Below are 25961 nucleotides of genomic sequence, written 5' to 3' on the forward strand. Positions count from 1 at the left end.
GGCTGAGCTTGGTACGTATGCCCCTTGAAAAACTAGGAGATAACATGGGAAGTTTGACTCTACAACAAGCGTTAACCATCATCGATGGAACCTTAAAAGCAGGAAACAAAATCCACACAGAACCTTTGACGGTCGCCGTCTTAGACAGCGGTGGCAAGCTGATTTCTCTGCAACGTCAAGACGGCTCTAGCATGATGCGACCAGACATCGCGATCGCTAAAGCGTGGGGGGCACTCGCACTGGGTTGTTCCTCTAGAAAACTCGCCCAAGATGCCGACAACCGGCCAGCATTTATCTCCGCCGTGAACGTACTCGCACACGGAAACATGGTGCCAGTACCTGGGGGACTACTCATTAGAGACAAGGACAAAACGGTACTTGGAGCCATCGGCGTCAGCGGTGACATATCAGACATCGATGAAAGCTGCGCCATCAACGGTATTGGCTGCGCAGAGCTGTTTAGTGATGAGATGTTGCAAGCATAACTAGCTAACTCGCTGTATTTGAAGTTCTTAGACAGGAATAAAAAACCGAAGCCAGACAGCTTCGGTTTTTTTATGAATCTAAAGGAAGATCAGCAAAACTACTCGTAAGCACTCAACCATGTTTTTAGCAGCTGGTTAGTATTTTTCTTCTGACTAGTAGACAATGATTTAACGAGCTTTTTCTGCGTTTCGACATGCTCTGTCATCATTTGGTCAATCAGAATAAGACCGTCTTTGGTTAGTTGGACACTCACGCTGCGTCTGTCTTCTTTGCTGTGTTCACGGCTGATCAGCCCTTTAGCTTCTAGCTTATCAAGGCGATTGGTCATCGCACCTGATGTCAGCATCATGGATCCGATCAGTTCAGATGGCGTCAGTCGGTAGGGTTTTCCAGAACGTCGCAAGGTGGCTAATACATCAAACTCACCCAATTTCATGTCGTATTTTTTATGAAGCTCGGCAACTTGCGTCTCCATATACTTGGCAATTCGCATAATCCGGCCCATCATTGCCATAGGCTCAGTTTCTAGCTCAGGCTTTTCCTTTGCCCATTGCTCTACTACGCGGTCGATAGCATCCATTTGCAATCTCGCTCCGTTGTTAGTCTGATTACTTTAAACTAGTTTAACATAAAGATACTTTACAACCACTAGTTCTCAGTATACAGTTCACACAACAGTTATCTTAATGTAAAGATATTTTAGATGAACATATTATTAGCAATGATCCCCGCGTTCTTTTGGGGAACAACCTATGCAGTGACGCAATTTACGCTACAGGAATGGCCACCATTATTATTGGGTGCTTTGCGTGCGTTGCCTGCTGGTTTTTTATTGCTAGCGGTAAAACCAACGCTGCCGAAAAAAGGTGAGTGGCAGATCATTTTCACATTGGGTCTTATCAATATTGCGACCTTCTTTGGCCTGATCTTTGTAATGGCACTAACGCTACCTTCAGCGATTTCTGGCGTGGGTATGATCTCTGTGCCTGTGTTCGCGATGATCTTCCATTGGGTAGTGAAAAAGCAGCGCCCGCATTTGATTCAAGCCCTGTCTGGTATTGGCTTGATCACCTTAGCGTGGATACTGTTTAACCCAAGCCAAATCGCTTTGAATCCAATCGGTTTAGGTGCCATGTTCGCCGCAATCATGTGTATTGTCATCGGCAGCAGTATTACCAAATCACTGGGTAATCGCATGCACTGGTGGAAGGTATTAACGTGGCAGCTGATTCTAGGCGGTGCGATTTTGTCTGTCGCGTCTGGCGTTCATGCGTTCATCGACCCGCAACCTTATGTTAATGCTGTCACTCATTTCGATTCTCGCAATGCAATGGGTCTATTGTGGGTAATTGGGCTAAATACTGCGCTTGGTTACGGCATGTATGTATGGTTACTACAACGTATGTCTGTGGTTGATTTCACCTTCGGTGGCATCGCTAACCCAGTGGCTGGCATCGTTACGGGGATGGTGTTGATGGGTGAATCCTTTACTCCAGTACAGTATTCACTGATGACAGGCATGATCGTGATGTCACTACTACCGCAACTTATTCTGGCAGTAAGACAGTCCAAACAAGTTAAGCCTGTTACGCAGTAAAAGCTGCAAACCAAATTGTAAAAACGCGCCTTAAATTGGCGCGTTACTTATTAATGGTCGTTACAAAACTTAAGCCAAAGTCTAAATCTAATCAATATATCGAACCTTGGTCATCATCAGCCCAAAGGCAGCCAACACTTGAGCAACAAAACAGCTAACAAAGAGCACCGGTAAACCAAACACCGTCACTAAGTAACCAGAAGCAGCCAAACCAAATGGCATCAAGAGCTTAAACAAAGACCCTGTAATACCAGCAACACGACCAAGATGCTTTTCCTCGAATGCTTCTTGTCGATAGCTCCAAATACAAATGCTGCTGTAGACGCCAATCGCACTCACCCATAAGAACGACATCATCAATACGCCTTTTTCAATGACAACAATTTGCGCTGAAGTCAATCCATGCAATAAATAGCTTTGGCTCAGCAATACAGGGAACAAGAATCCAAACGCCTCTAACAAAATAGACAAAATAAGTAGCACGCCAAGCCCAATGCGCTTTCGAACCTTATCCGCGGTAAAAGAACCTAATAAGCCCCCGGCGCCGGACGCTGCGATCAAGTAACCAACCTCGATATGACTGAGCGCTAATTCCGCTTTGGCAAAATAAATGGCTTGAATCCAGAAAATTGCACCCGTGGTATTGACCACCATCACGACTAAGGTGATGTGCCACATGTTTTTATTCGCATATAAGATCGACCACCCCTCTTTAAGCGCACTCAGCACTGGCTGTTGAGCGACGGGGGCTGATGGCTTGAATTCCAGTTTATTGAGCTGCCAAAACGCTAGCACATACATCCCCGCAATAAGCAAAAACACGTTATGTAACTCAGACAATAAAAGCAGCCCCCCAGACAAAACCGGGCCAACGGTTTCTAGCAAACTGTACAAAGAACTCATTCTCGCGGTGGCGGTATTTTGCATGTGCTGAGGTAAAACATTTTTCATCATCCCAATACGCGCATTGTGGTAACCATAGTTAAACGCCATCATCAGGAACGCGCACGGAAACAGTGCGTACAAAGGGTTCTGCAACCATCTCACTGCAGTATAAGAAACGACCAATACTGCCACTTGCCCGATCAACATGCATTGTGACCACTGCTTTTTATTGAACCTATCAACCCAAACACCGATGAACAGAGCTAATAGTAGGTTGGGTAAAAATTCAACGGCCCTCATCCAACCCATCATCTCTGAAGACTCTGTCAACTCGTAAACCAACAAGGGCAAAGCAAGGTCATAAATCTTGGTTCCAAAGGCAACAAAGAACGCCGTTGAGAACAAAACAATAAAGCTTGAGCTTTTCCAAATAGAGGGTGATACCCCTGCACCTTTTACACTTTCCATTTTTCATTCCTTTTAAAAACAACCGAATAACTCTATTATCGAGATTAAAAGATGAAGAAAAATAGAAAGATTAAACAAGGATTTCACCTTTATGCATTACTGGAAGGCTCTGGCATTTTTACGTTATCGAGTACTCGTTAACCAACCGACTTCACTCTCTTTAACTGAAATAACGAATGCGCTAGGTTGTACCAGACGCAACGCTCAATTGGTGATCAAAAAGCTAGTCAGCGAAGGTTGGGTTGACTGGAAGTCGGGAGTTGGCAGAGGTAACCTACCCACACTCACGCTATTAAAAAGCTTGGACAGTGAGCTTGAGATACGAATAGATGAATTGCTCTCTGAGAATAAAGTTGACCAAGCATTGGATCTGGTTGATGAATCACAACGGGATCAGTTTTTACTGGGTTATATCAGCCGCTATCAAAGCTTGCCGACTGAACTAGATATTCTGCAAATCCCTTTTTATCGAGGGACACACAGTCTGGACCCTATTGAAGTCACACGACGCACTGAAGCTCACATCACTAGCTACCTTTTTAGTAACTTACTACGTTTCAACAAGTCAACTCACTCGTTTGATGGTGATCTTACCATTGATTGGTACCAAACAGAGCACCGTTGGCACTTCACGCTACGTAAAGGTTTAGTCTTTCATGACGGTTCACCGATTCTAGCGCAAGACGTCAAAGCACACTTTCAACGTCTGATAGACAGCAATTTAAATGCATCTCCGCTATTACTGTTATCGATCCGCTTCACCTCTGTTTCGATATCAATGCCAACACAGGCTACCTTCCGTCATTGCTATCGTGCCCAGCTGCGGGTGTAGCAAAAGAAGTAGGAGGGAAAATTATTGGTAGCGGCAGCTTTAAATTAGTGGAACAGTCCGAATGGCTAACCAGACTGGAAGCATTCAAACACTATCATGGTCACCGACCTTGGGTAGACGGTATAGAAATTTGGAATGTTGGTGATAAAGCCAAAGACTATGAAATGCACTGCGATATTGTTCACTCACACCCACATTACCAACACTCATCCATATCCAACGAGCTTGCCGAAATAGAACAGTGGGAAAAGGGGTGCGAGTACGCTTTGATAAACCCACATCGACACACTTGGCTATCAAACCCACAACACCTTAAATCACTGAGTGAATTACTACGTTTGCTAGGGATCGCGAAAGACATACCTCTGGACACTGTCGGCTACGCCGGGGGGATGCTATCGACGTCCAATCAATCAACACAGCCAAAGATAGAAACGGCGAATAACAAAAGCCCATTACAAATGACTCGACAATTCGCTGACCAGCTTAGCAAGCCAAAACAACCGTTAAAGATTCTAACCTATCAGCTGTTTGACCACATAAAAATGGCTCGCCACTATTATGAGCTGTTAAATGAACTTGGTTTTATCTGCGAATATCAAGTGCTCGAGTTCCCTGAATTTTGTCAGCCAGATAACCTAAAAGATGCTGACATATTAATTAGCGGCGAAGTGTTTTCAGATAACCTCGATAGCAGCTGGATGGGGTGGCTACAAAGTTCTATCGCATTAGAAGTGTGCCTCACTGATGAGCAAAAACAGTGGCGAGATGAAAGCCTTGAACGGCTTTGGAAAATCACCGATTACCAACAACGACAACCTGTCTTCCTAGACATAGAAGCGCAATTGATCACATTCGGAATCTATCGACCAATTTTCCACGTGAAACAGCAGCTCAATTATGCCAAAACCGTGAACCCTGTGGAGCAGTTGGCGAACGGTTGGATTGATTTTAACCAAATCACTATGCGCCGCTAAATAGGTTAATTCTCAACCTAAACTAAACCTCACAAAGAACAATGACTTTATATAGCTATCAATTGATGAAAATATTTACTTTTCAATGGTCATATTAGAGATTTAATTTCCATTAAAAACTCAAATTAGAGATAAAAAGACAAAATTTTTCTCCGACTACCTCCTTATACTGTGCCACGTCATTAAGGCGCTACAAGCCTATGATTTAAAATAATTATTAATGAGTAGTCACCATGAATTCGAAGTCGCTAACTATCTTGCTTTTTGTCTCTGTTTGCTTAATTTGGGGAACCACTTGGTTCGCAATGGAAGTGGCATTGCATTCTATCCCACCTATTTTTGCCACTGGGTTACGCTTTTTACTGGCCGCACCGTTACTTGCCGTATTGGCTAAAGTGTTCAATCAACCTCTACTTTTTCCTAAAGGTAAACGCCAATGGCTGCTGATTGTGGCACTGATGTATTTCGCTATTCCGTTTACTTTGATGATCTACGGCGAGCAATACATCTCTTCTGGTTTGGCTTCGATCATCTTCGCCAACATGCCAGTTGCTGTGATGCTGATGTCGGGCTTGTTCCTTGGTCTACGCTTAGCGAAGCATCAAATATTCGGGCTAGTTACTGCGGTTATAAGCCTATGCTTAATTCTTGGTAACGAAATGCAGATGGGTGGCGATGACTACCTAATCGGCACGGTTTGCTTAGGCCTTGCGGTTGCAATTCACGCCGTTATGTATGTGCTAGTTCAAAAGCACTGCAAAGGTATTGAAGTGCTGACTTACAACGCCGTTCCAAGCCTGATTGCTGCTCTGTTCTTATTTGCCGTTTCGGCGATGGGTGAAAACGTGAATGTTGAGTCTTTCACTTGGGATTCAATCTCTGCCGTCGTTTACCTAGGTTTTGTCGCGAGTGTTGGCGGCATTGTGGCTTACTTCAAATTAGGGCAGGTTTCGACCCCTTTCCAAGCGTCTATCTGCTTTTTGATTTTCCCGGTAGTAGCGCTGCTAATATCTTGTTACGTCAACGGTGAAGTTCTGTCTGAACAATCATTGTTTATGATGATCCCCCTACTTTGCGGCATTTTACTCACCAAGGCACCAAAGGGAATTTTCAAGCTGCGTACCGAATTAAAAACCGTAAGAAACTGATCCGCGTGAAACCTATTTTGCGGATTAGATATACATATCCCACATAAACAAAAAGCTCCAATATCGCTATTGGAGCTTTTTGTTTATTTCGTCAGGGTTATACCTATTTAACGCCAGCTAAACACTCGTACTTCGTTACCCTCTTCAGGCTTCTTCGGAATGTTTAAAGATAGAGCTAAAGAAACCGCCGCCATCACCGCACCAATGTAGAAAACCGTTGCAGGAGACGATAACCAAATCACACCAAACGCGACTGGGATAACAACCGCCGCAATATGGTTGATGGTGAAAGAGACACCTGCGGTTGAGGCCATGTCTGCTGGATCTGCAATTTTTTGGAAGTAGGTTTTAATCGCTAACGCCAAAGCAAAGAACAGATGATCGACCACGTAAAGTGCCGCCGCCCACTCAGCGCTTTGCACTAAGCCATAACCAACAAACACACCGATCAAACCAACATATTCGAAGATCAACGCCTTGCGCTCACCCACCACACCGATGAATCGTCCTATGCGTTTCGCGAACAAGAAGTTAAACAGGTAATTCACTAAGAACAGTAACGTGACATCGGCAGCAGAGTAACCGAACTTTTCTACCATCAAGAAGCCTGCAAACACGGTGAAGATCTGTCTTCTCGCGCCACTCATAAACGTCAGTGCGTAGTAGAGCCAATAACGCTTCCTTAGCACTAACTTCTTATTCTGTTGGGTCTTGGTTTGAAACTCAGGGAAGCCAAAGGTCATCACCAATACTAAAATGAAACCAATGCCTCCGGTAATGCCATATACCCAAGCGAAATCGAGTTTTAGCTGTTCTAGCATCACCCAAATAGAGCCATAGGTGAGTAGAGACGCAAGCGCACCAACCGAGATCATTTTGCCTAGCATCTCTGGCGCTTCTTCTTTACTCAGCCATTGCAGTGACAAAGACTGCTTCAGCGTTTCAAAATAGTGGAAACCTGTCGACATCAAAATAGTGGTAAGCAAAAGGCCTGTCAGTGAAGGGAATAAGCCGGTAATCGCAGTGCCTACAGTTAACATCGCCAGCGATATCAACATAAAGCGTTGCTCACGAATGAAGGCCAATACAAACACCACGGTAAACGCTAAGAAGCCCGGGATCTCACGAACACTTTGCAGCAAGCCAATATCGGCACCATCAAAGTTCGCTTTCTCAATCACGAAGTTATTCAACAGAGCCATCCAGCTCGAAAACGCGATAGGGACAACAATCGAAATCAGTAATAAGAAGTTTTGCGGCGTTTTCCAGCTCGCGGTTCTATCGAACATTAACGGACTCCTGTTCGTCTAATTGAGTGAGCACTCGTAAGGTCAACTGCTCAGTATAAGGATTAATCTTCCAATGCTCTGGACTCCAACCTTTTACGAAACGTTGGAAATCAGCCCACGCTACGTAAAACATTGGTCGCCATGCGGCTTCGACTTCATCGAATGAAAGTTGTGGTTGATAGTTCGCTAATGCTTCTTTCAAGTGTTGGAAGTAAGCATCTAGGACTTCTGATTCAAGCTCTGCGCAATCTTGCGGCCTAACAGCACTGCTCATGAACAAAGCCACGTCTTTCATCGCACAGCCGTGACCCACATATTGGAAATCGACCGCAGCCGCGCGTTCGCTTTCAGAATCAAAACAAAAATTAGCGAGCTTGGCGTCACCATGTACCAAGGTTTGATATGGGCATTCTTTTAATAAACGGTCGATGTGCTTGGCTTGGTTCTTCAATGGTAAATCAGCCAAGGCATTGAGCTCGTCAGGACGTGTGTCTAAGTGCCAATAAGTACCGACTTGCCACAATGACGCCGACTGTTCTTGATTGATATTGATGTGCTTCGCGTGAAAATTAGCGAGCCATTTAAGGCAAGCATCGCGTTGTTTCTGCTCTTCTCGCGTGTAACCAGACGCCAGATCAGACTGAGTATCTTTGTTTGCCAGAGCATCAAAAACAGCAAGCACATCAAACTGAGAAGTTACCGGAAAACCGATTTCGGCTAAGTCTTGCATCACGATAAGCCATTCGTTCTCATTCAATTCACAGTGCAGCCCCACAGGAACTGGGCACCGCTCATCCCATTGCTGACTGAACGACTGATACCATGCTGTTTCCACTTGGTAAGAGTGAACTTTGCGTTGGTGAGAAAGCTTAGTGTTCCAGCCTTTGGGATGTTCAGTTTTATCTGGCAACGCGACATGTTTAACGATGACGCTGTTCATCGAAGCACTATTATCTTTAGCAAAGACCAAGCGAACTAACTCGCCGTAACCGCCCCACAAGCGTTGAATAACTTGAACATCAAGCCCTTGATGACAACCCAGTGAGTTCGCTATTTTTTGATAAAGCTCAGGTTGACTTTGACTTGAACTCGCTTGTGGTTGAGCAAGGTTGTTTGAGGGTATTGATTGAGACATATAACTCGTTACTATGCTTTATCGGATAGAAGATGTGACCAGTGTTTTTGCCTATTCATGTAGTGCACCACGTAGCTACACACTGGTACAATTTTGAAGCCAGCCTGTTCAATTTCAGGTAAGACTGATTCCATCATCACCTTGCCAAAGCCTTTGCCTTGCAGTTCATCAGGAATGCGAGTCGAGGTAATGTGCAATACATCGCCTTCCTTCTGATACTTAACAACCGCGAATTGGTTCGGTTCTAGCTCAACTGTGATCTGGTTCTCTTCTTGAACCCATTTTACTGCCTTCATTCTCAACTCCTGCAAATAATTGATACGACAAACAATTAAAGTTTGAAGTATGAGTTCCTTGTAATAGACTAACGCAAGTGCATATAAATAAAACTAAGTACTTACAAACACAGTAAATAATTCAGTGCAATCGGCTTAATATAAAATCAGCAATGATAGAAGGCACTCTATAAATCTATGTGAGTACGTCTACACAATCTAGCACGTAATAACCCCTTGTTAGCAAGTTACCAATATAACTAACAGACGCATGTTGGCGCATGGAGAACATATAATGAACGCACCCCTGACGAAGCCTTTGGAGCATAATCAGGCACTTCAAGACCCTCGTAATCGCACTGTTTCCACTATCAATAGCACTGATGCGCTGGCCATGATTGAGCACGGCAGTGAACTGACATTAAATGTCTCGACTCCCGTTGGCACGAAATTTCTCGCCACCACCAAATTTATCGGTACGCACAGTGATAACTGTATTGTGGTTGAGGTTCCCGAGGTATCCAATGAAGATCTGAACTTTTTCTTTCAAGAAGGCTTTTGGATGACCGCTCGTGCGTATTCTCTGCGAGGTGAAGGGGCGCTTATCCACTTTAGAAGCCAAATTCACCATAGGATTGGCGAACCCTTTCCGATTTTAGTGCTCTCTACACCAAGTACCATGCAAGTGACTCAACTGCGTAAAGAGACCCGATATGAAGTGAATCTAGCTTCAAGAATCATCTTCAACGACCAACGAGCAAACTGTGAGATAAGAGACTTATCGAAAAGTGGTTGTCGTTTTGTGACCTCACCGACTTCTCGCGCGATTCAGATTGCCGATCGAGTGTCGATTGAGATTACGCCTGAAAACTACAATGGCCCGCTGATTCCGCCATTGAGAGGCATCGTCTGTAATCTGCAAAAATCGACGCACTACGCTCGATACGGTGTCGAATTTGATGATATTGGCCGAGCCAACGCTAAGCACTTGTTGGCAAAACTGAAGTTCGATGGCACCAAGCTCTGCTTGAGAAACGGTTAACGTCTCTTAAGACACTACGTTCACCGAGTGCCGTAAGCTGACCAAGTACAAATGTCTCACTAACGACCCAAATCGTAACCATCAAAAAAGCCATCGATTCTAAAATCGATGGCTTTTGCGCTTTGGTTGCTTATCTAGATATTAGACAAATTCGCTATTTACGCAGTGCGTTCAGTTTCGCTTGAGCGATACCAAAAATAGTATCAATTGGGTAGCTACCCTCATCACTTGCCTCACCTGCGGCTTTGCCTGTGAACAGCTCAATCGCTTCTGTTACATGGTCAATCGCCCAGATATTAAACTCGCCCTTTTCAACCGCTTTTACGATGTCGCTGCGCAGCATCAGGTTGTGAACATTTGAACGCGGGATGATCACTCCTTGTTCGTTTGAACGCCCTTTGATTTCACACACATCAAAGAAACCTTCAATTTTCTCGTTTACACCACCTATGGGTTGAGACTCACCAAACTGGTTCATCGAACCCGTAATCGCAATATCTTGACGGTTTGGTTGCTTAGAAAATGCAGATACCACCGCACAGAACTCGGCCATACTCGCACTGTCACCATCGACGCCACCATACGACTGCTCGAAGGTAATGTTAGTAGTGAGTGGTACTTTGGCCGTTTTACCAAACACAGAAGAAAGGTAAGCCGACAAGATCATCACACCCTTCGAGTGAATACTGCCACCTAGGTCTACGTTTCTTTCAATATCAATCACTTCACCATCACCGTAAGCGGTGGTTGCCGTGATTCGGTTCGGCGCACCAAACATATGATCCGTCGTGCTAAGTACAGAAAGCGCATTCACTTGCCCAACCGCCTGACCATCGACATGAATCAGCGTTGTGCCATTAGTAAAGGTTTCCATCACACTGTCTTGTAATCGTCCGACACGCATCTGTTGGTTAGACAGTGCTTGGTCTACGTGCGTTGCACGAATCAGGTTCGATTTTGAACCTCTCGCCACGTAGTTAGATTCACGAAGCAGATTAGCAATGTGTGCCGAGTGCAGAGACAATTTACCTTGGTCACCCGCCTGACGAGAGCTGTGCTCAATGATGCGAGCGATCGCTTTACGGTCACAATGCAGCATGTTGTTGTCGTGCACGATGCTCGAAATAAAGCGCGCGTAATGCATTTCAGAATCGGGAGTACGCTTCATCTCATCTTCGAAATCGGCTGTCACACGGAACAATTCACCAAACTCTGCATCGTAATGCTGCAGCAGTTGGTAAGTTCGGTAATCGCCAAACAGGATGATCTTAACGTCCAATGGAATCGGTTCTGGATCAAGCGATACCGCGCCCGTTAAGGTCACCTCTTTTTCTAATGAAGTGAAACTCAATTGACGTGAACGCAGCGCTCGCTTCAAGCCTTCCCAAACATATGGCTGCTCAAGTACCTTCACCGCATCCATCAGCAATACGCCACCGTTGGCTCTGTGCAAGCTACCTGCGCGAATCAATGAGAAGTCAGTAAATACGGTGCCCTTGAACGTCGCCGTTTCTACATAGCCAAACAGAGAGTGATAATTAGGATTCTCTTCAACCACGATCGGCAGAGTCTCCTCCTTTTGGCTCACAATCACGTTAACCTTGTAGCGACGCGGCATTTTCTTATCCAAAGAGGCTGTTGCAACTTCGGCTTGCTCTGTGCTTTCTTCTAGGAAAATATCAGCGTTATCGACAATGTCTTTACGCAGTGCCGTTAAGTACTTTTTGATCTCTGGATATTGGCTGTAATCCTTCTTCAATTGCTTAATGAAATGAGTGATCACATCTCGCGCCGTATCGTCATTAAGCTTTTGAATTTTCTCAGTGTACGTCTCTTCAAGTTCCGTCAATTCACGAGAAATGGTTCGCAGCCCGACTTCCAACCCATCAATGGTTTTATCGAATTGATCTTGTTCTTCTGCCGACAGCAGATCGAAGCTCTCTTCGGTATGGGGTTCATCGCCGTTCATTGCGACAAACTGGTAATCACCCTGAGTGGTAATCGTCAGGTTGATTCCCTTGTCCTTCGCTTCTTGGCTAATGCTTTCTAACGCGGCTTGTTGCTTAGCCGCTAACTGGTTCTTCAGCCTATCAGCACGGCTAAAGTACATCTCATTGTCAAATGCTAGAGGCATACCTTTCAGCAGTTTACGCATCAACTTTTCAATATCTTGCTTTAAGCTGCTGCCCACGCCACGAGGCAATTTCAGCACCTTAGGAGTGCGAATATCTTCGAAGTTAGCGATATAACACCAATCAAAAAGCTCCTGCACTTCTTGAGGATGACGGTTTAAATAGCGCAAGATCATGGTTCGTTTACCCAGACCATTTCGCCCTATCGCATAAATGTTGTAACCCTTTTCCTTGATTGACATCGCGAACTCAACGGCCTTTTGTGCCCGTTCTTGCCCGACGATTTCGTCAATTGGAGCCAGTTCTTTGGTCGACTTACATGGTAGCTTGTCTAAATCCGCTACCTGATACAGCTGTTCTGTATTGAGTCTTTGCATCGCCATCGCCGCCTCCTTAGTCCTTCATTACTTGGGTGTAGATAAAATCAGTGTAGATGTAATTTCCTACAAATTTAGTGACTTACGCTACACAGCTGTTCAACTGAACAAATAACACACAATTTGAGCCGATTATTAAGAATAAAGGGTTATTTTATTTACCAATCTAACATGTAAATGATTTTAATTTGCAATTGATAATAAATATCATTAACATTTTCAGATATTGTAAATTGAGGATGTGGATATGGAAATTGAACGATGCTGGATGCACTACCTAAAAGCTGAACAGTTAATGGAACAAGGTCACTGGCCTGAAGCGCAACGCCTGTATGGTGATGTTCTCAATTCTCTTCCTCATCACATCCAAGACGCGGCGTACCAAAGCGACATCAAACCCTGTCAGTTTGCTTGCCTATTGGCAGGGCTAAGAGACGCAAGCGTAGCTCAATCTGAGATTCTCAACCGTTTAGGACAGCATCAACAAGCCTTTGATACCTTGAACCAGTCTTACGCACTGATGCAATTTATCTCGCTTGAAAGCACTGAGCTGATTCAACGCACCTATGGACTATTGGAAAAGCAGAGTGAAGACCTGCTCAATCACCTGATTGCTTTTTGTAGTGCTCAGCGCAGTTCGCATTGGATGCTCGAACTAGAACAAATTCAACGTGCTCATCACCATTTTGGGCAACTAAAAACAACGTCAGAAGTTCAATCTTCACCTAATGTCTTAAATTGATAAGGATATATCATGTCAGACCGGGCCATTCTTAAAGTTAATAACCTCTCCGTAAGTTTCAAAACCAATGATGGAATCATTGATGCGGTAAAAAAGGTTAACTTTACCCTTAACTCAAACGAAACCTTGGCCATTGTTGGTGAATCAGGTTCAGGTAAATCCGTCTCTTCCAACGCGCTGATGCGTTTGCTGCCTGATAACGCGATTATCGATGAGCAATCAGACATCGAGTTTGAAGGTCAATCGATTCTTGGCAAAACTGAGCGAGAAATGCAGTCGATTCGTGGCGATAGAATCGGCATGATCTTTCAGGAGCCAATGACCTCTTTGAATCCATACCTGCGTGTCGGTACTCAAGTGGCGGAAGCCATTATGTGTCACCGTAAGGTATCGAAATCAAAAGCAAAACAACGCGTGTTAGAGCTGTTCAACCTTGTGCATTTGCCTATGCCAGATCAGGCTTACACCAAATACCCACATGAGTTTTCTGGTGGTCAGCTACAGCGAATCATGATCGCGATGGCGCTGATCAATGAACCGGATATTCTGATTGCAGACGAACCTACCACAGCATTAGACGTGACAGTTCAAGCTGAAGTGCTTTCTCTTATCAAAGAGATTCAAGGCAAAATGGGCATGGCGATTTTGTTCATCACCCATGATCTCGGTGTAGTGAAGCACTTTGCCGACCGGGTACTAGTGATGTGTAAAGGGGAATTGGTTGAAGAGGCTCAGACTCAAGAACTGTTCGATAACCCTAAGCACGATTACACACGAATGCTGATTAACTCGATTCCTAAAGGCGCTAAGGTTCCTGTTGAAGCTACAGCCCCAGAGCTATTGTCTGCTGAAGATATCCGAGTTCAGTTCTTGGTTAAATCACACTTCATCAAGAGTAAAAATCAGTACTTTGAGGCGGTTAAAGGCATTTCGTTAAACCTTAAGCAGGGCGAAACACTTGGCATTGTTGGTGAATCGGGGTCAGGTAAATCAACCCTTGGACGAGCATTAATCGGCTTGCTGCCAAGTACCGGACGTATTGTTTATAAAGGCCAAGATGTCAGTTTATTAACCGACAAAGAACGCCATAAGCTCAAGAAAGATGTACAAATGGTGTTCCAAGACCCTTATGGCTCTTTGTCACCACGTATGACAGTTGGGGAAATCATCACCGAAGGCTTAACGGTACATCAACCTCAACTCTCTAAGAAAGAACGATTGGAACGAGCACGCAAAGCGCTGATTGAAGTACGTCTTGAACCTAATTCAATTAACCGTTATCCGCATGAATTCTCTGGCGGACAAAGGCAACGTATCGCGATTGCTCGTGCGCTGATTCTTGAACCTTCTTTTATCTTACTGGATGAACCAACGTCAGCGCTCGATCGCTCGGTACAACTGACCGTGATTGACCTGTTGAAAGATATTCAAACCAAACACAACATCGGTTTCCTTTTCATCAGCCATGATCTCTCGGTAGTGAAAGCACTTTCGGATCGTGTTTTAGTAATGCAGAAAGGGGAAGTGATGGAAGAGGGCTCTGCGGAAGAGATTTTCAATGCACCGAAAAATGACTACACCAAGAAGTTAATCGCAGCGTCATTCGACTTAGAAAATAAATCAGAAAAAAATGCTGCTTAGAGGGAACTAATCAAGATTAACAGCGTCTTATATGTACATTCTGAATAAATTCCTAATTAGTTTCATTCTAGAATGGATATAGCAAAACTGGTTTGGCCGCCAAAAGAAAAATGTCGCATGGATGCGACATTTTTCGTTTCTGAAGGGAAATAATTCATCTGAAGTGTCATTCCCTGTCATCAAATCACTTCATTACACGCTATCGATACAATGACTTGGTCGACTCTCTCACAATCAAATCAATCGGTGGCAATCGAGCCTCATGCCTCTCGCCAGATAATAGATTCAAAATCGACTGAGCACACACCTCTCCAATCTCTTCAATCGGCTGTCTCAAGGTGGTTAGCGCTGGTGTGAAATACTTGGACGTTGGTAAGTCATCAAACCCAATCACTGATACATCTTCTGGCACTTTATAACCATGATCATGCAGCGCCTTAATCGCGCCATAAGCCGTTTGGTCATTGGCAGCAAACAGAGCTGAAAAATGAATCTTAGACTCGATTAATTCAACGGTTTTCTCATAACCAGATTCGCTACTAAAATCCCCTTGTTTTACAAGCTTTGGCATCACTTTAATGCCAGCCTCTTGCAGCGCTTTCTTGTAGCCTTCAAAACGACTCCCCGCATCTGGTTGGCTCGACAGCCCTTTGATATGAGCAATGTTCACATGCCCTTGTTGAAGCAAATGCAGGGTCGCCATGTAGCCCCCCAACACATTATCGATATTGATCGAACGAACATTTTCTTCAACGATGTCGTAACCCACCGCGACAATCGGAATATCTTGAGCGTACTTGGCGATGTCCTCTTTGGTAATGCTTCCTGTCACGATGATCATGCCATCCACGTTACTTTTCGCCAGATACTCCAACGCGTGCATTTCTAACTTTTTCTGCCAATGCCCTGTTGCGATCACTAATGAATAACCTTGAGCAATCAGCGTTTTTTCCATGTCGTTAAGGATACGACTGGTGTAGGGGCTATCAGGGTGTTGCACCAAGACACCAATAGTGAGCGAGCGTCGGTTGGTGTTTTCTTGCATTTGGAAGTTAGGTTTGTAGCCCGTGTCTTTAATGGCTTGCTCAATGTTTTGGCTTTTATCATCCGACACATAAGTGGTTCGATTAAGGAAACGAGACACGGTGCTGGGAGAAACACCAGCCAGTCTTGCTACATCGTATACTGTTGTTTTTTTTGTTTTAGTGCGCATCTCGATACCCTAATCCAGTAACATCTGGGGAGCCCGAAAGCTCCCCACCCGTTTCAACCTGCATACCACTGCTTTTGTTGAAACTCATATCATTAAGTTAATACATGTAGGCGAAGATCATCCCCGGTCTGAAATAACGACCTGCGGTATATTTCAACCCAGTGCTCAACAGCCATTTATGAAGAACGATGGCTTGCTCCGCCGAAATTTCACCTTGCAACATACTAACAAATTTATCACTGTCTTTAGTCAGATCTGGACTCACTCGACCGTCAGATAGCACACACTTTTGCAATTTAAGCGCAGTAATCCACTTTTTCGCATCATTTTGTGGCAATTTAAAATACTCTGAGAGTTCTTGCTCATTGAAAGAGACAGAACAGTTGAACCCTTCTGGTGCGGCAAATGGAATTTTTGAATAGTCATACAGCGCGGTATACACGGTATCCATTAATGTTTCTGCTTGCTGCGATTTACCCGCTAGACTCAACGCTGTCGCAACACTAAACTGTACGCCAATCCACACGTCTTGCGCTTGGAACGCTTCATGCGGCGAACCGTCGGCCAGCGTCATATTCGCAACCCCTAGCTTAGGGCTGTTGATTTCAAAGTTGTGCTTATAAACATAGTCTAGTGCGCGTTGGATGTTTTCTTGTGGGAAAATACCTTCTAGCCCGATTAGCTTTAAGTAACTGTCTGCCAATAAAGCATCACCAAAGCTGTTGTCGGAATCTGGCACTAAATCTAAGTATTCTTGTGTAAAGGCTTGAGGCGCGGTCTCACTCAGAAAGCGTTTCTTAGAGACTCTTTGAGATACTTTACTGATGTTGATGGAGGTATCCGTTTCATTAAGATAGGTATTGAGTGTGCTCTTGTCAGCAATCGCATCGCCCGTCAAAGTCAGGCCTAAGATTTCCAGTGCTTGATAGTTCTTACCTGTTAAATGCTTGGCTTGAACGGGAGTGACGAAGAAGTGGTAGTAGCCTTCTTTTTCATCCCACAAGCTTTGCTCAACTGTCGCCAGCGCCTTTTTAGAACGCGTTAAGTAACCCGCGGCTAACTCGCTTTCATTCATCAATTTTGCAAGTTCGCTTGCCGCTTGTAGACCTGCCACCCAAAGACTCGCACAGTAAATAGAGATGCCGTGAGACGCGAGGTTATCAAAGGTATCGTCTGTGCCACGGGTTAGTGGTAAATCGTCACCCTCAGCAATCAAATTCGATAAGAAATCTATGCTCTCAGTGACAGCCTGCCAGCACTCTTCAACCACAGAGATATCTTGTGTCTTTTGATGATGGCGGTACACCATCAGAATGTATTTCGGTGCTAAGTCCTTCCATTCCTTAACATTATGCCAGCTATACGCGTCAGGCTGAATGTCGAACGGGCTACCCAAATCGTGGATTACCGCACCTCGAATCGCGCGCACACCTTGGTACTTCTGATCAATCAATTCAGCATTCGGTGTCGCTTCGTATTCCCAGTATCGACGCTCGGTAAAGTCTTCCGCCAAAATGGCTTTCGAGAACTCTTTCATCACGCAGCCATCAAGCTCAGGCAGCAAATAAAGCAGAGAGAATGAGCCATAGAAATAAACATCCAGAGAATTAAAGAATGGGTAATCGACACACTCTTTCACCAAGAACTTGTCTTCTTTATCCCATACCGTTGATTCGGCTAGGAAAGACAATGAATTCATCGCCATCGTCGCATAGCGCAGTGCTGATTCAGGCTGTGATATCTTGCTTTGAGCTTGCTCTAGAAAGGCCTCTTGTTGCTTAACGATCTGTTGCTCAATGGTTTCGAGCTTTGGCAGAACATCTTCTAACATCGGCAGAGCCGGTTTCGCTTGCGGGTAGAATTGAGTGTAAGCCTTATCCGAGAGCCAACCATTAAGCATCACTTTGCTGTGAGCCATTACTTGAGCGAAACGCAGATCAACGGATTCGCCCGGCTCCAGTTCAACCTGAACCACAACCAATGCGCTCAATGCTTCACGCCCAGTGTAGATCCCTGTTTGAAATTCGGTGTTAGTACGGCCTGTTTTCAGTGCGAACTCTGTTTGCTGGGTCACTTTCGAAGTATAAAGCGTCGGCTTAACAGACACCGATACCTTGCCAGACCCCAACAAGTGGTTATCCGCTTGGACACCAAACACCACCTCACCCTCAATGTCACTTCGATACGGAGACTGACTAGTGAGCTGAACACCCGTAAAACTGTGGCTTTCACCGTTTACATTCACCGCTTGATGCTGCTGAGCTATCGGGTTTTGAGATAAGGTACATGCCGAATCTTGGATCCCATCGCGACCTTTTCGGTAAGTTGAACCAATCAGATTTTGCAGAGGTTGAGCAAGCGTAATCACGCGAGTTTGCTGTGAATCATTCGTTAACTGAAAGTGGTTCCAGTGCATCGGTAAAGAACAGAGGCGTTTATCGTCCTTAACGATCGGTGAAACAACCTTACGCTTGATATTAATACCGTCAAAACTATTATATTGATATTCAGCTAATGGATATAAAGCCTTATATTCTATATCGCGACCATTAACACTTTCTATATCACCATTATTTCCCGCAGTTAGTGATAGCTGTCTCGTTGCACCATTTATTAATAAACCATTAAAGAAATCTAAGGCTACATATAATTGACAAACAATCGACGATGAATCCGAATCAATTAACATTTGAGTCTTATTAGAAAACTCAACATTCCACTTTATAAAGCTCTCTTTATTTTCTTTATAGAAGTTGCAATTTTTTAATGCACTACGAATGATGTTAATCGCATTCGAACTATTATCTATTCTCTTGCCATCGAATAATGCCGGGTAGAAATTCAGGTGAACACTGAGCTCTTGTTCGTTAAGAATCTGAAGGGTATCAATGGTTGGCACATCCATAACTGAAGAATAAAAATCATTAAAATTAATAACTTGATCTGAACAGTCAACAAATATACCTGGAATAAAGCTGAAGTTTGGCGTGTTACCGTTTGGCGTCAGTGTAAATGTATTGCCAATACCGCCCACCGCCATACCGGTATTTTCTGGTGTGGTAGAAATTGGTGTGTACCAAGGTTGAATAAATTCAACTGCATCACCTTTTTTGCAAAGATGTTCTGAATTTCCTGAATAGCTTGTATATGGAATTTTATTATTCATTTTAAAACCGCCATTGAATATTTTTTTCTTCTTGTTAATATCTTTTTAAAATGGAGACATCAACATGTTTAAAATTATAAATGAAAAATTTGGAAATATTGACTCTGTCACATTAATAAGCCACCAGCATGGTATAGAACTTCAAATAATCAATGGATTTGGTGCTGTTATCAATAAATATATTGTAAACAACAGCCCATTCTCTTTTATTTGTGGTTATCAGAATTATGATGAACTGATCAACCAACATCCGTTCTTTTCCCGCAGTGCTAAATTATTCCCTTTTCCAAACCGTTTAAACTTAGGTCGTTACAGTTTCGATAACCAAAACCATCAACTCCCAGCTAACTTTCCTTGGTCTGATCACGCCGTACACGGCCTGCTCTACAACCAACCTTTTTCAATCACAAACAGCGCAGCCAATGATGAGTCAGCCAGTGTGACGCTGCAGTATCAAACGTCATCTTTGCACCCTGCTTTCCCGTTCGCTTTTAACCTTGAAGTCGCCTTCACTATCGACATCACAGGCAAGCTCTCTTGCTCGACAACCGTCTCTAATTGTGGTGATTTCGCCTTCCCATTCGGTGATGCTTGGCACCCTTATTTCTCTCTTGGCACTGAATTGAAACAGTGTAGGCTTACCATGTCACCTTGTGCTGAGGTCATACACGAGAACGACCTGCCTAATGGTGAAAAACAGGCTTTTGACCGTTTGTCTTTGGATGATTCCCTCACCAATCAAAGCCTAAACCACTGCTTTGAATTTGATTCGAAGACAAGCAACCAACTGACTTTCACACGCTCAGATTCATCTGCCGCGATTCACTATCAACAAGATGCAAGCTACCCATTTGTTCAGCTGTACACCCCAACGAGTGAGCAAAGTATTGCAATAGAACCAATGACTTGCCCTGCCGATGCTTTCAATAACCAAATTGGCTTATTGACGCTTAGCCCGAACCAGTCTCAAACCTTCACTTGGCAATGCCAAGCTGCCTATCAGCCACAATAAAGCAACCAAAGTAACCGAACGAAGCTGAAGCAACTGCTAAACGTGAAACCAGCCCCCCTGAGAACGCATTGCTAACGAAAACTACAACGTAAAAAACAAACTAAAGAAACTAAACGAAAGCGCAATAAAGGGCGCATAACGCGCCCTTCTCTTTGTTAACCTAAAACCACTTCGACTGTGTGCTCGCCAGAGGTAAACACCGGTGCTTTGTTGCCTGAAATCAGGTCACCATTTACCTTCATCTCAACCACACCTTTACACACGTTATTCGGGTTCGTGACATGAATGTTGTATGTTGCACCGCGGAACTGACGACGGACTTTAAACTCCGGCCACTCAGCCGGAATACAAGGATCCACCAGCAAGCCATCTACTTCAGGACGAACACCCAAAATCCACTGCGTACCCGCAACGTATGTCCAAGATGAAGTACCAGACAGCCATGCATTACGACCTAAGCCGAACTGTTTATGTTCGTCACCCAAGATGTTTTGTGGGTAGCAGTATGGCTCTGACTCGAAGGTATCAATATCGTCGTTCTTCGAAGCCGGATTAATTTGACGGTAGTACTCATAAGCACGCTCGCCGTTGCCCATTTTCGCTTCTGCGATCATCACCCATGGGTTTGAATGCAGGAAGATACCGCCGTTCTCTTTCGCACCCGGTGGGTATGTTGATACGCCACCTAGCTGTGGATCAAAGCCGTTGTAACCCGGTGTTGAAAGTTTGATGCCATTGGTGGTGTTTAGTTTGTTGTAAACCGAATCTAGCGCTTGCGTTGCACGTTCTTGAGTCGCGAAACCAGAAATTACAGGCCAGCTTTGACCGTTAGTGTAGATCTGCCCTTGCTCATTTTTATGAGAACCGATTGGCAAACCTTGCTCATCAAAGTAACGAACGAACCACTCGCCATCCCAACCGCACTCATTCACCGTACTCTGCATCTGTTGGTACTGATCTTTAAACTTAGTCGTCAGTTGCGCTTCGCCACGTAGCTCACAAAGGTCCAGCATATCGAGCAGGGCTTTGCCGTACATGTTGGCTACCATCATCGACTCAGCACCCGTTGGCAGGTTCACCGTGTCATTCCAGTCTGCAAAACCTAGCAGCGGTAGACCGTGCTCACCAGTATTGGTGTAGGTAAATTCAATCGCGCGGCACAGGTGGTTCCAAACTGCTCCCGTTTCGATTGGGTTGCCCGCTTTGTCTTTTTGATAGAACGGGATCTCTTTGTTCAAGAAGTCAGCGTTGCCTGTCTCTTTCACATATTGAGTCACCGCATAGATGATCCACAGATGATCGTCACCGTAGTAATCCGGGCGATCTTCTTCTTCACGTGAGTCACCCGCGTTCGCTTCCATGGTTGATGGGAAGAACTGGTGCATCGCAGAACCATTAGTGTTTTGCACTGATAGCAGACGCTCAATGAACTCTCGCGCCTCTTCTGGCATATGAGTAATAACACCCAATGTATCTTGAGAAGAGTCACGGAAACCGATACCACGAGCGCCATAGCCAAGTTGATACAAAGACAGGTAACGAGACCAGTTTTTGGTGGTGTGACACTGACGCGGGTTGTGAACGTTAAGCATCGAGTTCATTGCTGGGTCTGGCGTTTCAACCTGAACCGCTTGAAGGTAACTATCCCAATGTTCAGCCAGTTCAGCGAAAGCCGAATCGACCACTTGATGGTCACGATATTTAGCCAATAGAGGCAATGCAGCTTCTAGGCTCTCTTCTTGTGCAATTTGTACAACCGTGCGTTCTGTCTGCTCTGGAGATAACCACCCTAAACGCAGATTTAGCGCACCAATATTGTCACCGCGCAAACACTCGGTGTTGCCAAGCTCGTCGTTTTCTAACGCTTGTGGGGCAGCCCATGTGCCGTAACCAAACTGACCAAGGAATGATTGGCGATCACCATCAAACGACGTCGCAGGGCGATCCGCGGTCATCAGGTTTACGGCATAGTCACGCTTCATGAAGGCATACTGCTCAAGCACGGTATGACCCGACTCTTGCTGGTGCGCTTTCAGTGTCATGGTTTGTGGAACCCAATCGGCATTAAGTAACTGCTTAAGTGCATCGAAGTGTGTGAATTCGTAGACTGGCACTACATCAACGTGCAGCGCTTTGTCTGAAATGTTGGTGACCTTGATGTCTTGCAGCAATACTTGGTCAGCTTTCGGTACGAAGAACGTCGCTTCACAACGCACACCAAACGCTTCTGCAATGATGGTGGTGTAAGACAAGCCTGTATGGTTTTCAAACTTATCCAGCGGCTTCAATGTTGGTGTATAAAACGGCGAGAACACCTCTACGTTACCCGCTTCATCACGCACCTTAAGATACATGGTCGAGCCTTTGAAATCTGAGTTTGGCAGCTGAGCAATGTACTTGGTAATGCGGTTCAGTGCCGGATCACCTTTACACAACAACACACCGCCGTTGCTATCGACAATGCCACCGAAATCTAATGTGCCAACATAGTTACACCATTTGATCGGTGTACATGGCGTGGTTGCTACGTATTCTTTGTTTTTATCGTCAAAATATCCGAATTTCATCATCACTATCCCTAGCCCCTCCCAAATCAGGAGGAGCCAAAACAATTTGTCGTAAGTTGATTGGTGTCAGCTCGTTGGCTGACTTAAGTTGACTGGCTAGATCGTAATTGGCTAGCTCGCTAGCGAGTTCTCGCTCAGTGCGTCAAACAGGTGGAAAGCATCCAAATCTAAGTAAAGAGTCAGTTCTTTCACATCCACTTCAGCGGCTTGGGTCTCAACCATCAGCGGTTGGCCGCCGATTTCTGTTTTCAGAAGAATGCTCGCACCTAGCAGTTCCTTGTCTTTGATTTTCACAGGGAATGGCAGCACACGGTCGTGGTCAACTTGCTCAGCACGTAGGTGGATGTCTGTTGGACGAACACCAAAGTGAAGCGCGAGATTTTTAGAGGCCAGAGACTTAAAACGCTCCGGCAATGGGATATGAACATCACCAAGTTCAACGAAGTATTCACCCTCTTTTTCAATCAGCTTAGCTTCCAACATATTCATTGACGGGTTACCAATGAATTGCGCGACAAATTTGTTAGCTGGGCGTTGGAACACTTCCGTTGGTGTACCCACTTGAGCAACGTAACCGTCTTTCAGGATCACAATGCGATCTGCCAGTGTCATCGCTTCGATCTGGTCGTGTGTTACGTAGATCGTGGTGGTTTTAAGCTCGCGGTGTAGGTGTTTGATCTCTTCACGCATCACACCACGCAGTTTTGCATCTAGGTTAGATAACGGCTCGTCGAACAAGAAAACCTTAGGGGTACGAACCATCGCACGCCCCATTGCCACACGCTGACGTTGACCACCAGAAAGCTCTTTAGGCTTACGATTCAGTAGCGGGTCAAGCTCTAACATTTTCGCCGCTTTTAGTACTTCTACGTCGATTTCCGCTTTCGGCATGCCTTTCAGTTTTAGTGCGAAGGCGATGTTCTCGTAAACCGTCATGTGTGGGTACAGAGCGTAGCTTTGGAATACCATCGCCAAATCGCGGTCTTTCGCGTCGACTTTGTTCATCAACTTGCCGCCAACTACGATGTCACCAGAGCTGATGCTTTCAAGTCCGGCAAGCATACGTAGCGTTGTCGATTTACCACAGCCAGATGGGCCAAGGAAAACCACGAATTCACCATCTTCAACCGTAAAATCAAACTCTTTGACAACTTCAACATCACCGAATGATTTTTTGATGTTCTTAAATTCTACTTTAGCCATTATCTGTTCTCCTCAGCGCGCTCTAGAAGCATATTTCGATACGCAATTGCGCTCTGTTTCAATGTTCTTTCTTGGGTGGTGTAATCAACGTGGACGATGCCAAAACGCTGGCAATAACCGAATGCCCACTCAAAGTTATCCATCAGGCTCCAAGCGAAGTAGCCATCGACTTTCACGCCAGCTTCAACGGCGTTGTGAACCGCTTCGATATGACCTTGGAAATAACGAACTCGTTGGTCGTCCATCACTTGTCCATTAACACGCTCGTCGTTACCTGCAGCACCGTTCTCTGTGATGTAGATGGGTGGCATATTTTCGTAGCGAGCATCCAAACGCGTTAGCAAATCCGTTAGGCCTTGTGGGTTGATTTCCCAGCCGATGTAAGTGTGCTCTGCGTCAGTCTGTTTCACTGATTCAATGTCGCCATTCTCGTTGAAGCGAGCGACATTGCGTGTGTAGTAGTTGATACCGATGTAATCGACTGGTGCGCTGATGATGTCTAAATCACCTTCTAGAATCATCGGCATGTTCATCGCTTGGCGCTCGACGACCAGTTGTGGGTATTCACCCTTCAATACTGGGTCGATAAACCAGTGGTAGTTCTCTGCTTCACAGTAGTCTGCGGCGCCTTGATCTTGTGGCGTTAGCGGGTAAGCTGGAGTCGCGTTAAATACCACTCCATGCTTAGCATGAGGCGCATTCTTGCGAAGAATCGGCATTGCTAAACCGTGAGCCAACATTAGGTGGTGAGATGCTAAGTAGCCCTCTTTCTCACCCTTGATACCCGGCGCATGTTCGCCCCAGCGGTAACCTAGGAACGCAGACACAAACGGTTCATTGAGCGTGGTGTATACGTCGATGGTATCGCCAAAATACTTGCTCACCACTTCTGCATATTCAGCGAATTTGTAAGATGTTTCTCGGTTTAACCAGCCGCCCTTGTCTTCAAGATATTGCGGAAGATCCCAGTGGTACAAAGTCACATACACTTTCATGCCACGAGCATGGCACTCGTCGATAATCTGACCGTAAAACTCAAGGCCTTGCTGGTTCACCACACCGTCTTGCGGCAGAATACGTGGCCATGCAATTGACAGGCGGTAAGCATCAACACCTAAACCTTGAATCATCTCGATATCTTGCTTCCACAAGTGGTAGTGGTCGCACGCCACATCACCACTGTCGCCGTTATCTACCTTACCTGGCGTCTTACAAAATGTGTCCCAGATAGACGGTGTACGACCGCCCTCTTCAACGCCGCCTTCAATTTGGTATGAAGATGTCGCGACACCGAATACAAATTCCTTACTGCGTAACTTTGAATCACTTGGAAGTTGAAATTTATTCATTGTTATAACCCTTAAACCTAACCTTTAACTGCGCCGGACGTTAAACCACTGATCATCTGTTTCGATGCGAACAGGTATGTAATCACGAGTGGTAAAATAGAAATTGTGGTACCTAGCATTACCGCGCCCCATGGCGTATTCGGAATACCCTGAACACTTCGTAGTGCTTGTGTGATGACGTAATTGTCAGGGTTGTTCAGCACCACAAGAGGCTGCATAAACATGTTCCAGAAGAAGACGAACTGCACGATAGCTAGTGTTGCTAGAGCTGGTTTCATCAATGGCAGTACCACACTCCAGTACGTTCTGAACTCACCTGCGCCATCCAGTTTCGCTGCTTCTAATAGCTCTTTAGGAATCGATGCAATCACGTGCTGACGCATCAAGAAGATACCAAATGGTGTGGTGGTAAACGGTAGCCATAC

Annotated in this window: 21 protein-coding genes; 9 read left to right on the forward strand and 12 right to left on the reverse strand. The window is 45.0% G+C overall.

All coding sequences use genetic code 11. The features are described 5' to 3' along the window. The first annotated feature begins 44 nt into the window (after positions 1 to 44). Positions 45 to 485 carry a GlcG/HbpS family heme-binding protein gene (locus A142_RS21925; protein WP_008220964.1) on the forward strand — a complete coding sequence of 147 codons (441 nt, stop codon included), beginning with the start codon at positions 45 to 47 and terminating at the stop codon, positions 483 to 485. Positions 486 to 583: 98 nt separating this feature from the next. On the opposite strand, the gene A142_RS21930 is transcribed toward A142_RS21925, so the two are convergent. Then, entirely contained in the window at positions 584 to 1066 is a 483-nt protein-coding gene (locus tag A142_RS21930; RefSeq protein WP_004732835.1) for a MarR family winged helix-turn-helix transcriptional regulator, read from the reverse strand. 123 nt (positions 1067 to 1189) lie between these two features. On the opposite strand from A142_RS21930, the gene A142_RS21935 reads away from it, so the two are divergent. Continuing rightward, positions 1190 to 2083, forward strand: a complete 894-nt coding sequence (locus A142_RS21935; RefSeq protein ID WP_019826203.1) for a DMT family transporter — start codon at positions 1190 to 1192, stop codon at positions 2081 to 2083. Between the two features lie 87 nt (positions 2084 to 2170). On the opposite strand, the gene A142_RS21940 is transcribed toward A142_RS21935, so the two are convergent. Beyond that, positions 2171 to 3436: an MFS transporter gene (locus tag A142_RS21940; protein WP_019826205.1), complete on the reverse strand. Its 1266-nt coding sequence runs from the start codon at positions 3434 to 3436 to the stop codon at positions 2171 to 2173. A gap of 91 nt (positions 3437 to 3527) precedes the next feature. Between A142_RS21940 and A142_RS25500 the strand changes: the two genes are divergently transcribed. From A142_RS25500 to A142_RS21950, 3 genes are all read left to right on the forward strand, one after another. After that, the gene (locus tag A142_RS25500) at positions 3528 to 4268 is read left to right on the forward strand and encodes an SgrR family transcriptional regulator (RefSeq protein WP_241813170.1); all 741 of its coding nucleotides are present in this window, start codon (positions 3528 to 3530) and stop codon (positions 4266 to 4268) included. Further along, positions 4241 to 5245 (forward strand): ABC transporter substrate-binding protein, encoded by a 1005-nt coding sequence (locus A142_RS25505; protein WP_241813172.1) that lies wholly within the window; start codon positions 4241 to 4243, stop codon positions 5243 to 5245. Before A142_RS25500 ends, A142_RS25505 begins: the two co-directional genes overlap by 28 nt. 233 nt (positions 5246 to 5478) lie before the next feature. After that, the gene (locus tag A142_RS21950) at positions 5479 to 6393 is read left to right on the forward strand and encodes a DMT family transporter (protein ID WP_019826207.1); all 915 of its coding nucleotides are present in this window, start codon (positions 5479 to 5481) and stop codon (positions 6391 to 6393) included. 107 nt (positions 6394 to 6500) lie between these two features. On the opposite strand, the gene A142_RS21955 is transcribed toward A142_RS21950, so the two are convergent. The 3 genes from A142_RS21955 to A142_RS21965 are packed head-to-tail and all read right to left on the reverse strand — an operon-like array spanning position 6501 to position 9113. After that, positions 6501 to 7682: an MFS transporter gene (locus tag A142_RS21955; protein WP_019826209.1), complete on the reverse strand. Its 1182-nt coding sequence runs from the start codon at positions 7680 to 7682 to the stop codon at positions 6501 to 6503. Next, complete coding sequence (locus A142_RS21960) at positions 7672 to 8817, reverse strand: phosphotransferase (protein WP_019826211.1); 1146 nt, start codon at positions 8815 to 8817, stop codon at positions 7672 to 7674. The genes A142_RS21955 and A142_RS21960 overlap by 11 nt, the downstream gene beginning before the upstream one ends. Before the next feature lie 11 nt (positions 8818 to 8828). After that, complete coding sequence (locus tag A142_RS21965; protein WP_029405707.1) at positions 8829 to 9113, reverse strand: GNAT family N-acetyltransferase; 285 nt, start codon at positions 9111 to 9113, stop codon at positions 8829 to 8831. Positions 9114 to 9387: 274 nt separating this feature from the next. Between A142_RS21965 and A142_RS21970 the strand changes: the two genes are divergently transcribed. Continuing rightward, entirely contained in the window at positions 9388 to 10134 is a 747-nt protein-coding gene (locus tag A142_RS21970; protein WP_019826215.1) for a flagellar brake protein, read from the forward strand. Positions 10135 to 10288: 154 nt separating this feature from the next. Here A142_RS21970 and A142_RS21975 read toward each other — a convergent pair whose 3' ends face one another. Next, positions 10289 to 12649 (reverse strand): Lon protease family protein, encoded by a 2361-nt coding sequence (locus A142_RS21975; protein ID WP_019826217.1) that lies wholly within the window; start codon positions 12647 to 12649, stop codon positions 10289 to 10291. 241 nt (positions 12650 to 12890) lie between these two features. Here A142_RS21975 and A142_RS21980 point away from each other — a divergent pair, with 241 nt between their 5' ends. Both A142_RS21980 and A142_RS21985 read left to right on the forward strand, forming a co-directional pair. Continuing rightward, complete coding sequence (locus A142_RS21980; RefSeq protein ID WP_019826219.1) at positions 12891 to 13385, forward strand: hypothetical protein; 495 nt, start codon at positions 12891 to 12893, stop codon at positions 13383 to 13385. Positions 13386 to 13397: 12 nt separating this feature from the next. Beyond that, positions 13398 to 15026, forward strand: coding sequence for an ABC transporter ATP-binding protein (locus A142_RS21985; RefSeq protein WP_019826220.1), 1629 nt, complete (start codon positions 13398 to 13400; stop codon positions 15024 to 15026). Between the two features lie 199 nt (positions 15027 to 15225). Here the strand turns inward: A142_RS21985 and A142_RS21990 are convergent, their stop codons facing one another. Further along, positions 15226 to 16239, reverse strand: coding sequence for a LacI family DNA-binding transcriptional regulator (locus A142_RS21990; RefSeq protein WP_019826221.1), 1014 nt, complete (start codon positions 16237 to 16239; stop codon positions 15226 to 15228). Between the two features lie 97 nt (positions 16240 to 16336). Further along, a complete protein-coding gene (locus A142_RS21995) occupies positions 16337 to 19405 on the reverse strand; it encodes a GH116 family glycosyl hydrolase (protein ID WP_019826223.1) in 3069 nt (1022 codons plus the stop codon). A gap of 64 nt (positions 19406 to 19469) precedes the next feature. On the opposite strand from A142_RS21995, the gene A142_RS22000 reads away from it, so the two are divergent. Next, positions 19470 to 20417 (forward strand): aldose 1-epimerase, encoded by a 948-nt coding sequence (locus tag A142_RS22000; RefSeq protein WP_019826224.1) that lies wholly within the window; start codon positions 19470 to 19472, stop codon positions 20415 to 20417. 155 nt (positions 20418 to 20572) lie between these two features. On the opposite strand, the gene A142_RS22005 is transcribed toward A142_RS22000, so the two are convergent. The 4 genes from A142_RS22005 to A142_RS22020 all read right to left on the reverse strand — a co-directional run. Further along, positions 20573 to 22987, reverse strand: a complete 2415-nt coding sequence (locus A142_RS22005) for a GH36-type glycosyl hydrolase domain-containing protein (RefSeq protein WP_029405708.1) — start codon at positions 22985 to 22987, stop codon at positions 20573 to 20575. Positions 22988 to 23095: 108 nt separating this feature from the next. Continuing rightward, a complete protein-coding gene (locus A142_RS22010; RefSeq protein WP_019826228.1) occupies positions 23096 to 24187 on the reverse strand; it encodes an ABC transporter ATP-binding protein in 1092 nt (363 codons plus the stop codon). After that, positions 24187 to 25536, reverse strand: coding sequence for a GH1 family beta-glucosidase (locus tag A142_RS22015; protein ID WP_029405709.1), 1350 nt, complete (start codon positions 25534 to 25536; stop codon positions 24187 to 24189). Before A142_RS22015 ends, A142_RS22010 begins: the two co-directional genes overlap by 1 nt. Before the next feature lie 17 nt (positions 25537 to 25553). Then, a partial coding sequence (locus A142_RS22020) for a carbohydrate ABC transporter permease (RefSeq protein ID WP_019826230.1) occupies positions 25554 to 25961 on the reverse strand: 408 nt, incomplete at its 5' end.

This window comes from Vibrio splendidus 12E03 (assembly GCF_000272105.2).
GTDB classification, from domain to species: domain Bacteria; phylum Pseudomonadota; class Gammaproteobacteria; order Enterobacterales; family Vibrionaceae; genus Vibrio; species Vibrio splendidus_I.